General features: G+C 41.7%; 22 protein-coding genes and 1 pseudogene. 19 read left to right on the top strand and 4 right to left on the bottom strand.

The features are described 5' to 3' along the window. Positions 1-315: 315 nt before the first annotated feature. Entirely contained in the window at positions 316-528 is a 213-nt protein-coding gene (locus tag MAE_RS22200) for a hypothetical protein (protein WP_080507109.1), read from the top strand. 178 nt (positions 529-706) lie between these two features. Then, positions 707-1,507, top strand: coding sequence for a PEP-CTERM sorting domain-containing protein (locus tag MAE_RS22195; protein WP_041804291.1), 801 nt, complete (start codon positions 707-709; stop codon positions 1,505-1,507). A gap of 221 nt (positions 1,508-1,728) precedes the next feature. On the opposite strand, the gene MAE_RS22190 is transcribed toward MAE_RS22195, so the two are convergent. The 3 genes and pseudogenes from MAE_RS22190 to MAE_RS22180 form a co-directional block, all read right to left on the bottom strand. Continuing rightward, on the bottom strand, positions 1,729-2,106 hold the full coding sequence (locus tag MAE_RS22190) for an aspartyl protease (protein ID WP_041804289.1): 378 nt from the start codon (positions 2,104-2,106) through the stop codon (positions 1,729-1,731). Continuing rightward, on the bottom strand, positions 2,103-2,378 hold the full coding sequence (locus MAE_RS22185) for a hypothetical protein (RefSeq protein WP_002795910.1): 276 nt from the start codon (positions 2,376-2,378) through the stop codon (positions 2,103-2,105). Before MAE_RS22185 ends, MAE_RS22190 begins: the two co-directional genes overlap by 4 nt. Positions 2,379-2,463: 85 nt before the next feature. After that, positions 2,464-3,652: pseudogene (locus MAE_RS22180) on the bottom strand (RNA-guided endonuclease InsQ/TnpB family protein). 409 nt (positions 3,653-4,061) lie between these two features. On the opposite strand from MAE_RS22180, the gene MAE_RS22175 reads away from it, so the two are divergent. The 16 genes from MAE_RS22175 (at position 4,062) to MAE_RS33875 (ending at position 12,144) form a co-directional block, all read left to right on the top strand. Beyond that, complete coding sequence (locus MAE_RS22175; RefSeq protein ID WP_002803029.1) at positions 4,062-4,346, top strand: hypothetical protein; 285 nt, start codon at positions 4,062-4,064, stop codon at positions 4,344-4,346. Then, complete coding sequence (locus MAE_RS22170) at positions 4,343-4,795, top strand: nuclease (RefSeq protein ID WP_080507042.1); 453 nt, start codon at positions 4,343-4,345, stop codon at positions 4,793-4,795. Before MAE_RS22175 ends, MAE_RS22170 begins: the two co-directional genes overlap by 4 nt. Positions 4,796-5,238: 443 nt before the next feature. Further along, entirely contained in the window at positions 5,239-5,433 is a 195-nt protein-coding gene (locus MAE_RS22165; protein ID WP_012267527.1) for a hypothetical protein, read from the top strand. Between the two features lie 22 nt (positions 5,434-5,455). Then, entirely contained in the window at positions 5,456-5,773 is a 318-nt protein-coding gene (locus MAE_RS22160) for a DUF4258 domain-containing protein (RefSeq protein WP_012267526.1), read from the top strand. Next, on the top strand, positions 5,763-5,990 hold the full coding sequence (locus MAE_RS22155; protein ID WP_002740245.1) for a YgiT-type zinc finger protein: 228 nt from the start codon (positions 5,763-5,765) through the stop codon (positions 5,988-5,990). The genes MAE_RS22160 and MAE_RS22155 overlap by 11 nt, the downstream gene beginning before the upstream one ends. Before the next feature lie 375 nt (positions 5,991-6,365). Then, complete coding sequence (locus tag MAE_RS22150) at positions 6,366-6,650, top strand: hypothetical protein (protein WP_012267525.1); 285 nt, start codon at positions 6,366-6,368, stop codon at positions 6,648-6,650. Next, positions 6,647-6,838 (top strand): hypothetical protein, encoded by a 192-nt coding sequence (locus tag MAE_RS22145; protein WP_231859663.1) that lies wholly within the window; start codon positions 6,647-6,649, stop codon positions 6,836-6,838. The genes MAE_RS22150 and MAE_RS22145 overlap by 4 nt, the downstream gene beginning before the upstream one ends. Before the next feature lie 366 nt (positions 6,839-7,204). Continuing rightward, entirely contained in the window at positions 7,205-7,420 is a 216-nt protein-coding gene (locus tag MAE_RS33575; RefSeq protein ID WP_158303554.1) for a hypothetical protein, read from the top strand. Positions 7,421-7,595: 175 nt separating this feature from the next. Beyond that, the gene (locus MAE_RS22140) at positions 7,596-8,279 is read left to right on the top strand and encodes a hypothetical protein (RefSeq protein ID WP_012267523.1); all 684 of its coding nucleotides are present in this window, start codon (positions 7,596-7,598) and stop codon (positions 8,277-8,279) included. A gap of 55 nt (positions 8,280-8,334) precedes the next feature. Next, positions 8,335-9,386 (top strand): ISKra4-like element ISMae18 family transposase gene (locus MAE_RS22130; RefSeq protein ID WP_125730587.1). Its coding sequence is split into 2 segments (ribosomal slippage): positions 8,335-8,491 and positions 8,491-9,386, totalling 1,053 coding nucleotides; the frame shifts between segments, so codons are not numbered across the junction. 173 nt (positions 9,387-9,559) lie between these two features. Continuing rightward, positions 9,560-10,009: a PIN domain-containing protein gene (locus MAE_RS22125; protein WP_002795908.1), complete on the top strand. Its 450-nt coding sequence runs from the start codon at positions 9,560-9,562 to the stop codon at positions 10,007-10,009. A 16-nt stretch (positions 10,010-10,025) separates the two neighbouring features. Continuing rightward, positions 10,026-10,235, top strand: coding sequence for a hypothetical protein (locus MAE_RS22120; protein ID WP_012267522.1), 210 nt, complete (start codon positions 10,026-10,028; stop codon positions 10,233-10,235). Further along, positions 10,232-10,516 (top strand): hypothetical protein, encoded by a 285-nt coding sequence (locus MAE_RS22115; protein WP_012267521.1) that lies wholly within the window; start codon positions 10,232-10,234, stop codon positions 10,514-10,516. Before MAE_RS22120 ends, MAE_RS22115 begins: the two co-directional genes overlap by 4 nt. A 383-nt stretch (positions 10,517-10,899) precedes the next feature. After that, complete coding sequence (locus MAE_RS22110; protein ID WP_231859662.1) at positions 10,900-11,190, top strand: hypothetical protein; 291 nt, start codon at positions 10,900-10,902, stop codon at positions 11,188-11,190. Between the two features lie 153 nt (positions 11,191-11,343). Continuing rightward, positions 11,344-11,532: a hypothetical protein gene (locus MAE_RS22105; protein WP_012267519.1), complete on the top strand. Its 189-nt coding sequence runs from the start codon at positions 11,344-11,346 to the stop codon at positions 11,530-11,532. Positions 11,533-11,961: 429 nt separating this feature from the next. Continuing rightward, the gene (locus MAE_RS33875) at positions 11,962-12,144 is read left to right on the top strand and encodes a hypothetical protein (RefSeq protein WP_012267518.1); all 183 of its coding nucleotides are present in this window, start codon (positions 11,962-11,964) and stop codon (positions 12,142-12,144) included. A gap of 131 nt (positions 12,145-12,275) precedes the next feature. Here MAE_RS33875 and MAE_RS22095 read toward each other — a convergent pair whose 3' ends face one another. Next, positions 12,276-13,367, bottom strand: a complete 1,092-nt coding sequence (locus tag MAE_RS22095; protein WP_012267517.1) for an ISAs1 family transposase — start codon at positions 13,365-13,367, stop codon at positions 12,276-12,278. Positions 13,368-13,788: 421 nt separating this feature from the next. Here MAE_RS22095 and MAE_RS34440 point away from each other — a divergent pair, with 421 nt between their 5' ends. Beyond that, on the top strand, positions 13,789-17,466 hold the full coding sequence (locus tag MAE_RS34440) for a bluetail domain-containing putative surface protein (protein WP_012267516.1): 3,678 nt from the start codon (positions 13,789-13,791) through the stop codon (positions 17,464-17,466). Positions 17,467-17,890: the final 424 nt, after the last annotated feature.

The following is a 17,890-nucleotide window of genomic DNA, read 5'->3' as shown; positions in this document are numbered from 1 at the left end:
TACCTAAAGTTAGATTTAAAGAGCGGCGATTTTGTTTAGGATTACCTCAGCAGGTGGGACAATTTTAAAAACGTTTAAAATTCGTCTAACAATCCAACCAAAGCTGCCCTAAATCGGGGGGTAGAATCCCGTTATGGCTCTGTCTTGTCATTGAGGAACTGGCTTAAAATTTAGTGATTGGCAATTTTGAAAAAACCAGTCTTTCTCCCTTGCCAATGTCGCTTAATTCAAGATTTTGGTTCTTCGGTTTGTGTTATGCAAGGGACGGGATTATAAGAGATGAAACCCTTATAGAGAAAGAGATTGCTTCGAGATTTGTCAATTGTTTTCGATCTAGAACGAACTAATCAATTAAGTCTCTTGCCAGATAAGAATTTAGTCGATTTATGCCACCCGATCGAACCATACCAGGTAACGAAGAACCAAAGATTTTTTATTTTTTACTACCCTACTCTCAAGGGCAACAATAATTGTAAAATTTTTTTAATTTCTGTTGGTTTACACTTGACAAAATCGGGGGGGGGGTAGAATCCCGTTATGGCTCTGTCTTGTCATTGAGGAACTAGCTTAAAATTTAGTGATTGGCAATTTTGAAAAAACCAATTTTTCTCCCTTGCCAATGTCGCTTAATTTGAGATTTTCTCCTTTAAAGGGCATTCAGAACATTTGTTTGTTTGTTTATTTGTTTTGAGGAAAGTTTCTGAACATGAAAACTTCGATTGCAATTAAAAAACTGTCAACGGTTGTTACTGGATCGGCAGCATTTCTCGCCCTTAGTAACTTTCCTGCTAATGCGGTCAGTGTCGTCCGAATTCCGCAGAGTTCCTTCACTCCTCAAGCAGGATTGATCACCTTTAGTGAATTTGGTCTGGGTACGGTCAACCCTACTTATGCTCCGGCGGCTTACGGCGGCAATCCCTTGACGGCACCAACTGTTACCTTTGGTGGCTTCTATCAAGGCCAGAGTTTGTCTGCTAACCCTGGAGTAGATTGCCCCGGTGGTGCTGCCACTGGCTGTGTTGTCGGTACGCCCACCAACCCTCTGGCCCTGGATCCGAATTCCCCAAAAACTTTCATCAACAGTGATGGAGCAGCACCTAATAGCCCGGTGCTGTCGGGAACTCCCTTATTTAACGGTCCTATAACGGTTTTATTCGACAAAGACATGGCCGGCGTGGGGTTAGATGGCGGTTTCTTCGATGCTCCCAACTCAACTGCCATCACAGCCTTTGCCCGAGATGGCTCAGTTCTCGGTCAAGTATCCAATACTGGCACGGGCATTGAGTTTATGGGTTTAGTCACTAGCAATGGCAGTGCGGCAATTGCAGGTTTGCAGTTCAGTCTCATCGGTCCTGAGCCTGCTGGTTTTGCCATTGATAGCCTGCGCTTTGGACTTCCAGGGCAAGTTAACCCGCCACAAAAGACACCCGAACCTGCTTCAGTCTTAGGTTTACTTGCCATTGGTGCTTTGGGTGCAGGTTCAGTCTTGAAGCGCAAATTAAAATAAAAAACTGGCAAATCTAGCCTTAAATTAGCAGCGATCGCACTACATTGATAAAGTGCGATCGCTTTTTTTTGGGCATTCCACATTTTTATTAATCTTTGTTAGAATGATGAGATGGGTAATGGCTTTGAGTTGATTGGAGAACTAACCGAAATAGAGATTATCGCCGTCAACTTCCTTTTTACAATTCATTTGGAAACGTTATACAAGGTTGGGTTATGGTTCTAGTGGGGAATTGGCAATAGTTCAATAGTAACGGAACCGCCTTCAATCGCCTGAATTCGCAAATCATAGCCTCGCAACAATCCCATCCCAATTAAAGGCACTGTTTCGGATGTATTGATGTCGATTGTGCGATACTGACCGTCCCAAATTACCCTCGCAATATAAACGTCGAAAATACAATAACTGCCATCTCCCAATGTTGCGATATCACGCCCCTTCCAGGTTAAATCTAGAACCGCAATAATACTAGAAGGCAAGGTCAAAAATCCTGAAAAACCTGTATCAATTACTGCATCTACGAGTTGCCTTCTAGTATCGTTTTTCACGACAACTGGAAGGATTGCCTCACAACTCTGATTTACCGAGCCATACATCATAGAGTTTCTCTCAAACTCCGTGCGCCAAAATGATAGACTGCCCGATGCCCAATTCGGATAAACCAAGTCTGAGCATCGGGATATTTGGCCAGGAGATGCTCTGATGCGGTTACGATGTCATCAGCCACTTCAAAGGCTCCAGTTTCAATGTCGATAGCGACAATTTTACCATGATTGCCTTCCTCGACTTGAGAACGAATCTGAGATTCATAGAGGTCGTTGCCACGTCTAGCAAATTCTTCTTTGCTGTATCGGGGTTGTCGAAGTTTCATCGGTTTGATTTCGTTTAACTTTACGTTTCCATTTTAGCTGACTTGACATCCTCGCCGCCGTAAAACGGACGGCGATTCCCAAACCTCACGATTTAGGTTTCTGCTTCTTTCCCGAAGGATTTTTCGCACCTGCCTTAACAGATTTACTCTGTTCTGGTCTTATGGTCGCTCTACAGACTGACACCGCAAGCCCTGCGGCCAAAATATTTTTACTGGCGTTAATATCTCGGTCATGGTGAGTCCCACAGTCTGGACAGTCCCACTCTCGAACATTTAACGGCATTTTCAAGGGCAATATACCCGCAATTACTACACCTTTTAGAGCTAGGAAACCATCTATCTATTTCGATGTAATTTCTCCCATACCAACGGCATTTATAGGCTAATTGTCGGGTGATTTCTCCCCAGCTTACATCAGATATTGCCTGAGATAATTTCGGGTTTTTGACCATATTCTTGACGGCTAAATTCTCAACCACAATCGTTTGGTTTTCACGAACTAATTGAGTGGTTAGCTTGTGTAAATGGTCTTTCCTGCTATCGGTGATTTGAGCGTGAATTTTGGCTACTTTGATTCTTGCTTTTTCCCGATTTTTTGACCCTTTCTGTTTTCGAGAAAGACTTTTAGATGCTCTTCGCAGTCTCCGATAATGTTTCTTAAAATGCTTAGGATTAGATACTTTGTCACCATCGCTGGTAATCACGAGGCTACTAATTCCTAAGTCAATTCCAATGGCTTTATCTGTTACTGGTAATGGCTTAATCGTTGGGTCATCAAATCTAATTGAAATATGCCAACGTCCAGATGGATGTAATCTGACTGTTACTGTGCTTGGTTCACAGCTTTCTGGTATTTGTCTTGACCATCGAATAGGTAAAGGTTCTGTGCATTTAGCTAAATAGATTTGTCTGTCTTTAAATTTAAAAGCAGATTTGGTAAATTCGGCACTTCCTCCCTGATGTTTTTTCTTAAAGTTAGGATACTTAGTACGACCAGCAAAGAAATTAGTAAAAGCTGTTTGTAGGTGTCTTAACCCTTGTTGTAAAGGTACACAGCTTACTTCGTTTAAAAAGTTTAATTCTTCTTGTTTTTTCCAATGGGTTAGCATTGAAGAAGTTTGAGCGTAGCCTACTCTTTCTTGCTTTTCGTACCAAGCTTGTGTTCGTTCGTGGAGAGCTTTGTTGTAAACTAATCTTACACAGCCCAATGTGCGCCGCAATAGCGACTCTTGTGTTGGTGTTGGGTAAAATCGGTAAGAATAGGCTTTTTCCATATCTCGCATTCTAGCATATATCGTGTAAATGCGCTAATATTTAACGGTAAAGCCGTCGTAGAACGACGGGGTTTCAGACCCAAATTTTCGATGACAACATCTTCTCTCACTCCTCTCTAATGCCTCGTATCGAACATTGAAGATTGATATCTTTGGTGCAATCCAGGCGGCTGATTTTGGCGAGGATTATTGGCAGCAATTGCGCCAGCAAAAATAAATTCGGAACGATTTTGCGCCATTTCAGAGATCAATCCAAATGTTAAGAATTGTACAACCCTCTTGTCATAAGGATTTTTATGTCATGAAACCTTAAATTTGGAATTGCTGCAATTGCGCTCTCTTGATAGACGGCGATCGCTTTTTTGTTTATAATAGTTAAAGACACGATAAATTGATTCAAGTCAAGCCCATGCCACTAACTCTTAATTTAACATCGGAAATCGAACAATATCTCAGCCAAAAAGCGACGGAGAAAGGTCTTTCTCTAGAAGATTATGTCCTCAAGCTACTTAAAGATACTATTTTAGAACAAGAAAAACAGACCAAACTGGTTAATTTACTTCAATCTTGGATTGATGAAGAAGATGAACAAGAACAACAAGAAACCGGTGAATATTTAATCGAAGCACTTGACCAAGATCGCTTATCTGAGCGTCCTTTATTTCCGGCTCACTTAAAGGGAGTAACTTGGTGAATAGAGTAGTTTTATTAGATACGGGAATTATCGGTTTAATTACTAATCCTAAGCGAGCGCATGAAAGTCTAGCTTGTAATTGTTGGCTACAAATACTAATTAAAGCAGCTATTAGGGTTATTCTTCCAGAAATTGCTGATTATGAGGTGCGTCGAGAGTTGTTACGCGCTAACAAGATTAAAGGAATTAAGCGACTGGATGAGTTAGCTAACTTAATAGAATACCTAGCCATTACAACGGATGCAATGGGAAAAGCTGCTTTATTTTGGGCGCAGGCACGCCAACAAGGACAACCCACAGCAGGAGATAAAACAATTGATGGTGATATGATTTTAATTGCACAAGCTGTCACGTTATCTGTGAAAAATCTGATAATTGTAACAACAAATGTAGGTCATTTATCCAAATTTGTCAGAGCAGATTTATGGCAAAATATTAGTTTTGATTGACATCTTTCTCAGAGGAACTTTATTGCAAGGGAAGTGACGCGAACCAAACGAGAAGGTTATGAACAGGGATAAGTCAGAAATGGAAGATGATTTGCAGAAATGTTTCCTACTGCTGATGCGGTTAACGAAGCATTAAGATTTTTGCCCAGAGTAATGGGAGATAACAAAACTCTTGCTTCTACAGTACAGGCTAACATCAAGGCTGAGTCCTGACGAAATGCGGGGCGGGATTGAGTATTTATAAAAAAGCGAAGGGAATGGCGAATAAAGCTATAGTCTCGAATTAGATGCGATCACGCTATATTTGTAGAGGGCGATCGCTTTTTGTGTTATAATCCTAGTACAGCCTGGCAAATTCCTTTTCTGTAGGGGCGTATGGCATACACCCTCCCTTAGATAACCTTTTCTTATCACCACAAATACGGGAGAGCCGAAAAATTACTATGAAAATTCAAACAGATTTGACGATTCCTGAGATTGATGAAATTAGAAAAGAGGGGGTTAAAGCTCTCGTAGAGAGATTGGGAATTGCTAAAGCGGCTTTCTTTCTAAGAGAAACAGCATCCCAACCTCTAAATTATTTAGAAATTAAAGATCAGTTATTTGGTGAAATGACAGCGACGGATATTTACGATTAAATTAAAGGCGGCTATCACTGAAATGATTGAGGAAATTCGTCAAAAAGTTAGACAAAACCAATGGGAATTTTCTCAACACGCTGTCAATCAAAGTATCCTGCGTCAGATCAGTGTTCAAGAATTACGGGAGGCGATGGAACAAAGCGAAATTATTGAAGATTATCCGGCTGATAAGTATGGTGCAAGCTGTTTACTTTTGGGATTTACTCTAATTAATAGAGCCTTACACATTCATTGTAGCTATCCCTCTCGCCCTTTGCTCAAAATTATTACCCTATATGAACCCGATCCAAATTTATGGATTGATTTTAAATCAAGGATAACACCAGATGTCAACTAATTCTAGACAAGAAACCTTAATTGAACAAGAAGTTACCTATACCCTTGAAATCAATGGCAATTTTTTCATTATAGAAAATGTCCCCGCTAGAGTCTGTGTAGAAACGGGAGAGCGTTTTTTTGCACCAGAAACTGTCGAACGCTTGCAGGAAATTGTCTGGGAAAATAAGCGACCAAAACGGGTAATTGAAACACCAGTATTTGACTTTGCTAGTTAGTGTTTAATAGAAAACTGGCAAATCGAGCAACAATTGAAGTCTTAAATTAGGGGCGATTGCGCTATATTTGTAGAGTGCGATCGCTTTTTTGTTTATAATAGTTAGGGCTTGCTGAATAATGGTAAAACCCTTTTAAAATAAGACTTTTGACCTGTTAAAATCCGATGTTAGTGCAAGAATATAGGATTAAGACCTTCAAAAACCTGGCATTATCCTTTTTTTAGTACATAAACTGGTACAAAAAAAGAGGGCAACAAAGCCTGAAACGACCGGCTACTGACTCGGAGACTCCTGACGACCGACTCCTAACCCCACCAACAAACTTTTTCAGCAAACCCTAGTTAAAGACACGATAAATTGATTCAAGTCAAGCCCATGCCACTAACTCTTAATTTAACATCAGAAATCGAACAATATCTCAGCCAAAAAGCGAGGGAGAAAGGTCTTTCTCTAGAAGCTTATGTCCTAAAGTTGCTCAAGGATACTATTTTAGAACAAGAAAAACAGACCAAACTGGTTAATTTACTTCAATCTTGGATTGATGAAGAAGATGAACAAGAACAAAAAGAAACAGGTGAATATTTAATCGAAGCACTTGACCAAGATCGCTTATCTGAGCGTCCTTTATTTCCGGCTCACTTAAAGGGAGTAACTTGGTGAATAGAGTAGTTTTATTAGATACGGGAATTATCGGTTTAATTACTAATCCTAAGCGAGCGCCTGAAAGTCTAGCTTGTAATTGTTGGCTACAAACGCTAATTAAAGCAGGTATTAGGGTTATTCTTCCAGAAATTGCTGATTATGAGGTGCGTCGAGAGTTGTTACGCGCTAACAAGATTAGTAGTTAGATGTGTGTAATTAATCGTGTATAGCTACATACTAAAGGGAGCATCTCACTTACGCGATAAGTAATTATACTTAGCCTAAAAGCCACTCTTAATCGTGTCTTGGAACGAAATAGAGGCTTTTAAAGACTGCGTACATGGAGAATTAAAACAAGAATTACCCTCGAAAAGCCTATTTTTCCACTAAGTATTTATGCTCATTGCAAAGGTGAGATGCTCCCCATACTAAATTTCTCAATTCCCGACAGACATAGAGATTCTAAAATCCAAGACCAACCGGTTAAAAGATTTGGTTCTTCGGTTTGTGTTATGCAAGGGACGGGATTATAAGAGATGAAACCCTTATAGAGAAAGAGATTGCTGCGATATTTGTCAATTGTTTTCGTTCTAGAACGAACTAATCAATTAAGTCTCTTGCCAGATAAGGATTTAGTCGATTTATGCCACCCGATCAAACCATACCAGGCAACGAAGAACCAAAGATTTTTTATTTTTTACTACCCTACTCTCAAGGGCAACAATAATTGTAAAATTTTTTTAATTTCTGTTGGTTTACACTTGACAAAATCGGGGGGGGGGGTATAATAATCGCGTTATGGCTCTGTCTTGTCATTGAGGAACTAGCTTAAAATTTAGTGATTGGCAATTTTGAAAAAACCAGTCTTTCTCCCTTGCCAATGTCGCTTAATTTGAGATTTTCTCCTTTAAAGGGCATTCAGAACATTTGTTTATTTATTTGTTTTGAGGAAACTTTCTGAACATGAAAACTTCGACTGTGATCAAAAAATTTTCAACGGCTGCTGCTGGAGCAGCCCTTTCTACCTGCATTATTGCTGCTCCTAAAGCAGATGCTGGAGTAATTTTTAGCCCAACGAGCGGTATTATCAATAGCGGCGGACCGGGGTTCGGTACCCTCACAGAAACCATTAACCAGGCTGGCTTGTCCAGCAACTTTGTAAGCGGTGTCACAGACTTTGACACTTATTTAGCAACAAATCCACTGCATACTCTCACTTTTCCCGGTTATGAATGGTTCAGCAATTATGGCACTACGAGTGCGAGTGTCACTTACGACCTCGGCTCTCTAACGAATATTGATCGCTTGGCGCTTTGGAACGAGGAAACTTCAGGCATAGGGACTCTCAATTTATTTCACTCCTCGGATGGCATAAACTTTGCGCCATTGGCATTAGGATTGAAACCGACCGATAACCCTTTGGCCAACTATCCAGCTGACGTGTTCTCCTTTGCGTCGGTGAATACCCGGTATATCCGGTTTGATATGTCGGACTGTCCGCAACCAAACCCTGCTAGTTTCCCTAGCTGTGCTATTGGTGAAGTTGCTTTTCGCAAAGCAAATGTACCTGAACCTGCTTCAGTCTTAGGTTTACTCGCCATTGGTGCTTGGGAGCATCCCAATTTTGCCATAAGTATAAATGCTTAGAGACTAAAAACGTTAGCTAAGGCAAAATAAAGAGAAACAATTAAACGGTAGAATCATGAATACAGACCAAAAAGAACAACTAGATCAACATTTAAAAGCCATTGCTCAAATTCTAGTCGATAATACCCCAGAAGAACAACTACGTAGCTTTGAGGGCATTGAAACCGCCCTGCGAGACCATTGGCTGACTACATTGGGTCCTGCCATAGGCAATTTTTTTTTGAATCAGCAACAGGAACCCAAGCAGGGCGAACCAAAAGCGTAAGCAGTATCATAGGGAAAGTCAAGATAAGCGAGAAACAAGCCGATAAACTAGGATTAAGCAAGAATAATCGATTAAGTCCCATGCTGGAGAAATGTTGCTTAGGAGCAGTGGCTAAAGTCTCTTTTGAAGATGCGGAAAAAGCTATCAAAATGGCGACAGGAATGGCAGTTTCAGGCAGTAGTCAACAGAGGCTTGTACAAAGATATAAATTTGAGGAAGCAGAAGCAAAGAGTCCGGTAGAAGCATTGAGTGTAGAGGTCGGAAAAGTCAGAATCAGAACGCCCAAAGGACAACCGAGTCAAGGTCGAGATTACAAAGCAGTAAGTCTGCATGGTCAAGAATGTGCGGGATTTTTTCAGCAAAATGAAGAATTACTGGAATGGGTGAACCGTCAGCCCTTAACAGAGGTAGTCACCTGTTTAGGAGATGGTCATGATGGGGTGTGGAATCTGATGGAGAAAATCGGTGTTAAAAGGAGAGAAATATTGGATTGGTATCATTTAGTAGAGAATATGAAGAAAATAGGCGGGTCAAACAAGCGTCTGAATAGAATCAAAGAGAATTTATGGAAAGGAGAGGTGAAAAGAGTTTTAGAGGAATTAGAGGGATGCAAAAAGAAACAGGCTATAAATTTCACCAAATATGTCGATAAACATCGAGAAAGAATACCCAATTACGAACTCTATCAATCACAAGGGATTTGCATCGGTTCTGGAAGTGTAGAGTCAAAGATTAAGCAAATAGGTGCAAGAATGAAAATTGTGGGAGCACAATGGAAAGCAGAGAATGTTCCTCAGTATTTGAAGCTACGTTGTGCTTATCTCAACGGCGATATTGCCTGAGTATTTTTACTCATTGCAAAACTGGGATGCTCCCTTGGTGCTTTGGGTGCGGGTGCAGCCTTGAAGCGCAAATTAAAATAAAAAACTGGCAAATCTAGCCTTAAATTAGCAGCGATCGCGCTCTATTGATAAAGTGCGATCGCTTTTTTGGGGTTATAATAGTAGAAGTGTGAATGACTAAAGTAAAATTGAAAGTCTATCTTGATACGAGTGTTCTCAACCGAATCTTTGACGATCAGACTCAAGCCAGAATCTATTTGGAGTCAATCTCGATGCAATTAATTTTCCTGCTGGTGGAGAATGAAACAATAGAAATTGTCTCTTCTGATGCGCTAGTATATGAAACCCAGCGAAATCCTTACAGCGACCGCCGCACTTTTGTCGAGCTAGTCCTGCAACAAGCTAGGCACTTTCAACTGATTACGGAAGAGGTCTTAGCAAGATCGCAGCAAATCGAAACCTCTGCTAAAATTAAAGGAGTAGATGCTTTGCATATTGCTTGTGCCGAAGCTATAGAAGCAGACTACTTCATTACCTGCGACGATCAAATGATTAAAAAATACAGTGGCACTCTTGCTGTTAAAACTCCTGTGGAGTTTGTCGCCATTATTTTCAACGCTTGAATTGAGAAAAATTACTATGAAAGTTCCAACAGATTTGACGATTCCTGAGATTGAGGAAATTAGAAAAGAGGGAGTTAAAGCTCTCGTAGAAAGATTGGGAATTGCTAAAGCGGCCTTCTTTCTAAGAGAAACATCATCTCAACCTCTAAATTATTTAGAAATTAAAGATCAGTTATTTGGCGAAATGACAGCGAAGGATATTTACTACCAGATTAAAGACTTATGACACTAACTCTTAATTTAACATCGGAAATCGAACAATATCTCAGCCAAAAAGCGAGGGAGAAAGGTCTTTCTCTAGAAGATTATGTCCTCAAGCTACTTAAAGATACTATTTTAGAACAAGAAAAACAGACCAAACTGGTTAATTTACTTCAATCTTGGATTGATGAAGAAGATGAACAAGAACAACAAGAAACCGGTGAATATTTAATCGAAGCACTTGACCAAGATCGCTTATCTGAGCGTCCTTTATTTCCGGCTCACTTAAAGGGAGTAACTTGGTGAATAGGGTAGTTTTATTAGATACGGGAATTATCGGTTTAATTAGGGCTGGCTGAATAAATCTAAAAACCTTGCTGGATAAGACTTTTAGACTTTTTTGAAATCCAAAAGTACCAGATATGGGAGTGATCAGGGGGAAATTCAGGTACTTTTTCCCTGAAAATTAGGTAATTGACCCCCTCAAAATCGGTAAAACCCCACACCCCACACCCTACACCCTACACCCTATACCCTGCCCCTAGGAAAAACTTTTTCAGCAGACCCTAATTACTAATCCTAAGCGATCGCCTGAAAGTCTAGCTTGTAATTGTTGGCTACAAACGCTAATTAAAGCAGGTATTAGGGTTATTCTTCCAGAAATTGCTGATTATGAGGTGCGTCGAGAGTTGTTACGCGCTAACAAGATTAAAGGAATTAAGCGACTGGATGAGTTAGCTAACTTAATAGAATACCTAGCCATTACAATGGATGCAATGGGAAAAGCTGCTTTATTTTGGGCGCAGGCACGCCAACAAGGACAACCCACAGCAGGAGATAAAACAATTGATGGTGATATGATTTTAATTGCACAAGCTGTCACGTTATCTGTGAAAAATCTGATAATTGTAACAACAAATGTAGGTCATTTATCCAAATTTGTCAGAGCAGATTTATGGCAAAATATTAGTTTTGACTGACATCTTTCTCAGAGGAACTTTATTGCAAGGGAAGTGACGCGAACCAAACGAGAAGGTTATGAACAGGGATAAGTCAGAAATGGAAGATGATTTGCAGAAATGTTTCCTACTGCTGATGCGGTTAACGAAGCATTAAGATTTTTGCCCAGAGTAATGGGAGATAACAAAACTCTTGCTTCTACAGTACAGGCTAACATGGAGAGATTGGGAATTGCTCAAGCGGCTTTCTTTCTAAGAGAAACAGCATCCCAACCTCTAAATTATTTAGAAATTAAAGATCAGTTATTTGGTGAAATGAAAGCAACGGATATTTACGCTCAAATTAAAGGCGGCTATGACTGAAATGATTGAATAAATTCGTCAACAAATTGGACAAAATTAATGGAAATTTTCTCCAGAGGCTGTTAATCAAAGTATCCCGCGTCTAAGATAAGATTGAGAAGATAAATGCCAGATTTCCTAGGGTTTTTATCGGTCTAGATTGTATCAGACTTATCTGAAATGACCATATTTACAAGCGTTGTCGTAACTGATTGCTTTTCAATAAGCTGGAGAACATTTTATTCAAAATAATGCGCCAACTAATAAATTAACCTGAGTTCGGGTTAAGCAGATTAAAAATCTCCATAATATAATCAACTTGCTTGAGTTAAGCTGTTCGTAATTTAAATTGCTTGTTGAGACGAGGCAAGAGGCAAGAACCCCCCAACCCTAGGGCTGTTTCATTTAAATTAAGTAGGGTTTGCTGAAAAAGTTTTTCCTGGGGGCAGGGTGTGGGGTGTGGGGTGTGGGGTGTGGGGTTTTACCCATTTTCATCGGGTAAATTACCTAATTTTCAGGGAAAAAGTCCAGGAATTTTCCCCCCGATCCCCGCAATGGCTGGCACTTTTTGAGGGGAAAAAAGTCCAAAAGTCTTATCCAACAAGGTTTTTAGATTTATTCAGCAGACCCTAATTAATCTTTAATCTTCTGCCAATATTTATTATGAATAGATTGATAAAGCTTGTTATCAAGCCACTAAAAGCCTATCTCTCTTGAAATTGCCTGAGAGTACATCCTGTTAATTTAGCTAATTTTTCTGCTTCTTACGTCGATAAAACTATCAGTTTTTCCCCACGTTCAGCTAACCACCTCTGTCCCTCTGTTATTGAGAGAAAACCCAAACCTCTGAAAAGATTCAATCCTATAGTTGTGAGAATTGACCAATTGCTGGCCGCTTGAAAATCACTTATCTGGCTTTTATCTTCCTCAAAAATTACATCTTTTACCCAATGTAACTGATTTTCTATTTTCCAATGTCCTCGAATAATTTTAGCAAATACTTGGGCGGATTCGGTTAGGCTACTGATATAGTAAGCTGTTTCTTCATAAGTTTTATCCCCGCGACTACCCCTTCTTTCTACTTTAATAATTCGGCGCAGATTTTCAAACCCTTGTCTTTCATTTTTCCTCACTTTAAAAACTTCTATTTTTCTGGATATTTTTCGACCATGACTATTATCTTGTTCAAGAAAGCAACTTTCTGGCTTTGAGGAATTACTCAGGTCTTGTATTCGCTTATAAAGATTTTTCTGATTTCCTTTAACGGTGATAACATAGTCATTTTTACTCTTGGCTATTAAGCTGATTGTTTTTTTCTGACAGTGTAAAGCATCGCCAGTAAAAACTTTATTTTGAAGAGTGCAATCCTCAATTATAGCTTGACCTTCGTCGATTTCAGACCCTTTTTTGTTTTCAATTCTTTTTAAGTGTAATACCAAGCCACTTTCTTGACTAAACAATGAGACAAACATAATAAAATTTTGTTGTTCATTGTTAGGATTCTTTAGGGTGTTTTTGAGACTTTTTCCATCTATGTCTAGCCAATTTATATCACTTGTTTGTCCATATTCTTGTAATGCCCATTCATTAAACATTTTTAACAAAATCTGCCATTCAACTCCCATCATTACCCTTCTAATTGTTGAATAAGATGGGACTCTTTCTGGAATTATGTTAAATTCTTGACTGAGCCTGTGCCGATTATTTTTAGCAAACTCTCCTAGCTCTCTATAACCTGAGTATCCTAGCATTGTTCCCAGTATTATTACTATTAATACTATCCATAAAGGGTGTCTTTTTCCTTTATCTTTCCGAAAGTCCTTGACTTGTTTCAGGTTTTCTATTAAGCTCAACATATATTTTAAAGTTGCTGGTCACTTCTCATTTTACAAAGACAGTGATCGCTTTTACTTTTGATATTCTGATGAGAGAATGAAACAGCCCTAGGGGTTGGGGGGGTGTTGCCCCTTGCAAGAGTGCAAGAGTGCCTCATCTCAACCAGCAATTTAAATGCACGGGCAGCTTAATACTTCCACGTTTTTTCATTCTCAATAATACTGTTCTTATTGCTGTGACTCATCAGGCTCTTGGATAAATTAATTTAAGAAAAAAATTATTTTTTTCTTAAACTTGTCTATTTATAATCATAAGTAGATGAGAGATTTAGCCCTAAGGCAGAAAGGTTGGGCTTGTCTTTTTCCCTAACCATAAACAGAAAGAACTAACAAACTTAAGTAATTGACCGATTAATTTTCGGACAATTAGGGAGGCAAAATCATGAAGACAACACAAGTAAGTTCCGATTCATCGAGTATAGATGTGCCGTCCTTAAAGGATGCTTTGGGTTTTGAGCAATCCTTCCCAATCACGGTTGATCTAACAGGTTCTGACGATTTAACTGTATCGATTGAAACCCTAGTTCAAGCTGGACAGAATGCTGCTGGAAACAGAGTTGCTCTAGTAATAAAAAGTAATAATATTCAAGGCTTATTGCCGAGCCTACAAGAATTAGGCTTTCAAATTATCGAGACAAACTCGACAGATAACCAAATCAAAGGTTTTCTTCCCATTCAACGAATATCTGGGTTAGCAGACCTACACTCCTCATCTTCTGGTGGTAGTGGCGGTGTCAATAGCGGGAACGTCTTGCCGGCTGGGACAGTTGAAGAACAGACTACGAGTGTACCAGAAAGTAACAATGCCTCGGTAATTCCCTTCGATTTCTCAAAATTGCAAGCATTTACTAATGGGGTGAAAGCTGGCAGTTACAAAAAACTTTCCTCTAACCTGTCTGCTTTGCTGACAGGAAGCAATGTCTTCAATAGTCAAACTAATTCGCCCCTGAAAGTAGAGTCAGCCCTGCAGACGACAACAACAGGTGTTGCCATTGAGGCGATAGCAGATACTAACTCCTATCAACTCTTAGCCGAACTACAAACTCTAGGATTGCAGAATGCCTCACTGTTCGGGCGGATTATTTCGGGGGTGATTCCCCTATCGTCCCTGGGGCAAATGGCAAACCTCTCAAGCTTGCGCTTCGCCCGCCCCGCCTATAAACCGGTGACTAATAAATTTGACTACTTAGGCACTAGCCCAGGGCCAGTAACTAATACGGGTTCAGTAACCAGTCAAGGAGATAAAGCGCAACGCTCGGATATTGCCCGCACCACCTTTAGTGTTAACGGTGCCGGCGTGACCATAGGGGTTCTTTCCGATAGTTATAATAACTTAGGCGGAGCAGCCAGCGATGTGGCCAGTGGCGATTTACCCACAGGGGTAATCGTCCTAGATGATTTTGCTTCTGGTGGCTCCGATGAGGGACGGGCAATGATGCAGATTATCCACGACGTAGCCCCAGGATCAACCCTAGCTTTTCACACTGCTTTTGAAGGTCTAGCCAGCTTTGCCAATGGGATTATTAATTTAGCCAAACCCGTCGCCTCTGGGGGAGCAGGGGCAAAGGTGATTGTCGATGATGTCTTTTATTTCGCCGAACCTTTTTTCCAAGACGGAATTGTTACCCAAGCAGTGGAACAAGTAGCCACCACGGGGGTTGCCTATTTTTCTTCGGCAGGAAATCAAGCCCGTCAATCCTATGAAAGTGTTTTTACCGCCGGTCAAACTGCAGGGGATTATACTTTCCACGACTTCGATCCCAGTGGGGCGGTAAATGTTTTCCAAAAAATCACCATTAACAACGGAGAATTTGTACCTATCCTGCAATGGGATCAGCCCTTTGCCTCCGCCAGCACCACGGGAGCCGGTTCACAAAATGATTTGGATATGTTCCTGTTCGATGGTGATGGCAATATCATTGCTTCTAGTGTAGATGCTAACGTTGACGGTGATCCTTTCGAGTTCTTGGAGGTTCAGGGTACTGGGGAAGTATTCCTAGCGATCGCTAAATGGAACCCTGGGGGTGGACCCAACCCCTCAAAAATCAAATTTGTCGATGTGGGATTTAATAGCACCTATCAGTTTGCTACCAACAGTTCCACCTCCTTTGGACATAATCAAGCCCCCAATGGACAGGGTGTAGCAGCTGCTTATTATCAAGATACACCAGCCTTTGGCACCAATCCGCCAGAACCAGAACCGTTCACCTCTCTAGGTGGCACCCCGATCCTATTCGATACGGCGGGCAACCGACTGGCCACACCAGTTATCCGCAATCAACCGGCAATTACCGCACCAGATGGGGTCGATACCACATTCTTCGGCTTTGATAGTGATGGCAATGGAAAGCCTAACTTTTTCGGAACATCGGCGGCGGCTCCTTCTGCAGCCGGAGTGGCGGCTTTAATGCGTCAAAAAGTTCCGGGGGTTACGAATACGCAGATATACAATGCCCTCAAGAGTACGGCAGTGGATATGAATACCCCGGGATATGACTTTCTGACGGGAAATGGCTTGATTCGCGCCGATGCCGCTATCGCTTACATATTGCCCTCTTCTACCATCTCGATCGCCAAAACCACCGATGGTAAGGAAGCAGGTTCAGTGAGCAGTGTCTTTACCCTGACCCGCACCGGCGACCTCTCCAGTGCCTTAACCGTCAACTACACCTTGGCGGGGACAGCCACTCCAGGTGTTGACTACACCAACCCTGGAGCCGGCAAAGCCACCTTTGCGGCGGGTTCCTCCAAAGCTACCATCACCCTGCCCACCATAGATGACCTCTTGAGTGATCCCAGTGAAACGATCATCACCAAAATTACCGCCCCCACCGGCTACACTATTAGTGGCCCTGACAACGCTACGGCCACCATTCTTGACAATGATGGTAACGCGGCCAATGACAACTTGGTCGGGACAAGCTTTGCCGATGCCCTGGCTGGAGTGGGAGGTAATGACACCCTTAGCGGTTTAGGAGGCAACGACACCCTCGATGGTGGAGCAAGTAACGACACCTACCTCTTCGACACGGATCTGGTCTTGAATAGCGATCGCCTAATTGATGCCTCTGGAATCGATACCCTCAACTTTGCGGCGACTACAACTAAAACCATCAACCTCAATCTCGGCAGTACCGTCGCCCAAACCGTCACCGCCGGGAATCTCACTCTCACCCTAGCTAGTGCCACTGCCTTTGAAAATGTTATTGGTGGTAGCCTCAACGACAACATCGTCGGCAATACTCTGGCTAATTCCCTCAACGGTGGTGCTGGTAACGACACCCTCAGCGGTTTAGGAGGCAACGACACCCTCGATGGTGGAGCGGGTAACGACACCTACCTCTTCGACACAGATCTGGTCTTGGGTAGCGATCGCCTAATTGATGCCTCTGGAATCGATACCCTCAACTTTGCGGCGACCACAACTAAAACCATCAACCTCAATCTCGGCAGTACCGTCGCCCAAACCGTCACCGCCGGAAATCTCACTCTCACCCTAGCTAGTGCCACTGCCTTTGAAAATGTTATTGGTGGTAGCCTCAACGACAACATCGTCGGCAATACTCTGGCTAATTCCCTCAACGGTGGAGCGGGTAATGACACCCTCAACGGTGGAGCGGGTAATGACAATCTCAACGGTGGAGCGGGTAATGATAACCTGACAGGCGGTCTTGGCAAAGATACCCTGACGGGAAGCACTGGATTGGATACTTTGACCTACAATGCCCTCGGTGAGTCGCTGCTGACTGGCTTTGATGTTATTCAAGGCTACAGTGGCACGGGTGCTAGTCTTGATAGCATTAATGCCCCTGGGTCTATTGCGGCAATCAATTTGACCGCATCGAAAGGCACAGCTACTGCTTTAACCGAAGCCGCTATTCAAGCCGTCTTAACCGCCACTAAATTTGCTGCTAACACGGCGGCGGCTTTTAAAGTGACAGGTCAAAGTGGTACTTTTATCGCTCTCAATAATGGAGTGGCTGGCTTCCAAGCCGCTAGTGATGCAATCATTCAACTGAGTGGTTACAACATTGATGTCGCACCAGTGGTAGTGATCTAGATTGAGAGATCATTTAAGTTTGCAGGCAGTAGGAGACTCTTCTCCTACTGCCACTAGCGGTCTTTCAAAGCATAAGCTTCCTGTTGTTGTTCTGCGAAGCCTAAGAGGGGGGTGATTCGGTAGTAGTGATGGGGGCTTAATCCTTTGCTTTGCTGTGCATTGTAGTCATCGATAACTGAACTTCCACCCTATGAATATACTGGCTATGGCTAAAAGTCTTACAGAGCCTGATTTAAAGCAGTGTAATACAAATATACTGGCAGGTACAAACTCCTGAAATCTTTACGCAGATAGGGCTTGAGGCAAAAATTTTCAAATTTGACCCTTCGACCATTATAGCTTGTTTCCAGGCAGAAAACCAGCAAAAACATGGCTACAGAGGGAATCGCTGACTCTAGAGATTAATGACACCATCTGTTATAAT

The sequence above is a fragment of the Microcystis aeruginosa NIES-843 genome (assembly GCF_000010625.1).
GTDB lineage: Bacteria > Cyanobacteriota > Cyanobacteriia > Cyanobacteriales > Microcystaceae > Microcystis > Microcystis aeruginosa.
Note: the sequence above shows the minus strand (reverse complement) of the source record. Positions and strands in the feature narration are given on the sequence as shown.

Coding starts and splice junctions, on each gene's coding strand:
- MAE_RS22195 (WP_041804291.1), top strand. CDS start 707: ATGAAAACTTCGATTGCAATTAAAAAACTGTCAACGGTTGTTACTGGA.
- MAE_RS22190 (WP_041804289.1), bottom strand. CDS start 2,106: ATGATGTATGGCTCGGTAAATCAGAGTTGTGAGGCAATCCTTCCAGTT.
- MAE_RS22185 (WP_002795910.1), bottom strand. CDS start 2,378: ATGAAACTTCGACAACCCCGATACAGCAAAGAAGAATTTGCTAGACGT.
- MAE_RS22175 (WP_002803029.1), top strand. CDS start 4,062: ATGCCACTAACTCTTAATTTAACATCGGAAATCGAACAATATCTCAGC.
- MAE_RS22165 (WP_012267527.1), top strand. CDS start 5,239: ATGAAAATTCAAACAGATTTGACGATTCCTGAGATTGATGAAATTAGA.
- MAE_RS22160 (WP_012267526.1), top strand. CDS start 5,456: ATGATTGAGGAAATTCGTCAAAAAGTTAGACAAAACCAATGGGAATTT.
- MAE_RS22155 (WP_002740245.1), top strand. CDS start 5,763: ATGTCAACTAATTCTAGACAAGAAACCTTAATTGAACAAGAAGTTACC.
- MAE_RS22150 (WP_012267525.1), top strand. CDS start 6,366: ATGCCACTAACTCTTAATTTAACATCAGAAATCGAACAATATCTCAGC.
- MAE_RS22140 (WP_012267523.1), top strand. CDS start 7,596: ATGAAAACTTCGACTGTGATCAAAAAATTTTCAACGGCTGCTGCTGGA.
- MAE_RS22125 (WP_002795908.1), top strand. CDS start 9,560: ATGACTAAAGTAAAATTGAAAGTCTATCTTGATACGAGTGTTCTCAAC.
- MAE_RS22120 (WP_012267522.1), top strand. CDS start 10,026: ATGAAAGTTCCAACAGATTTGACGATTCCTGAGATTGAGGAAATTAGA.
- MAE_RS22115 (WP_012267521.1), top strand. CDS start 10,232: ATGACACTAACTCTTAATTTAACATCGGAAATCGAACAATATCTCAGC.
- MAE_RS22105 (WP_012267519.1), top strand. CDS start 11,344: ATGGGAGATAACAAAACTCTTGCTTCTACAGTACAGGCTAACATGGAG.
- MAE_RS22095 (WP_012267517.1), bottom strand. CDS start 13,367: ATGTTGAGCTTAATAGAAAACCTGAAACAAGTCAAGGACTTTCGGAAA.
- MAE_RS34440 (WP_012267516.1), top strand. CDS start 13,789: ATGAAGACAACACAAGTAAGTTCCGATTCATCGAGTATAGATGTGCCG.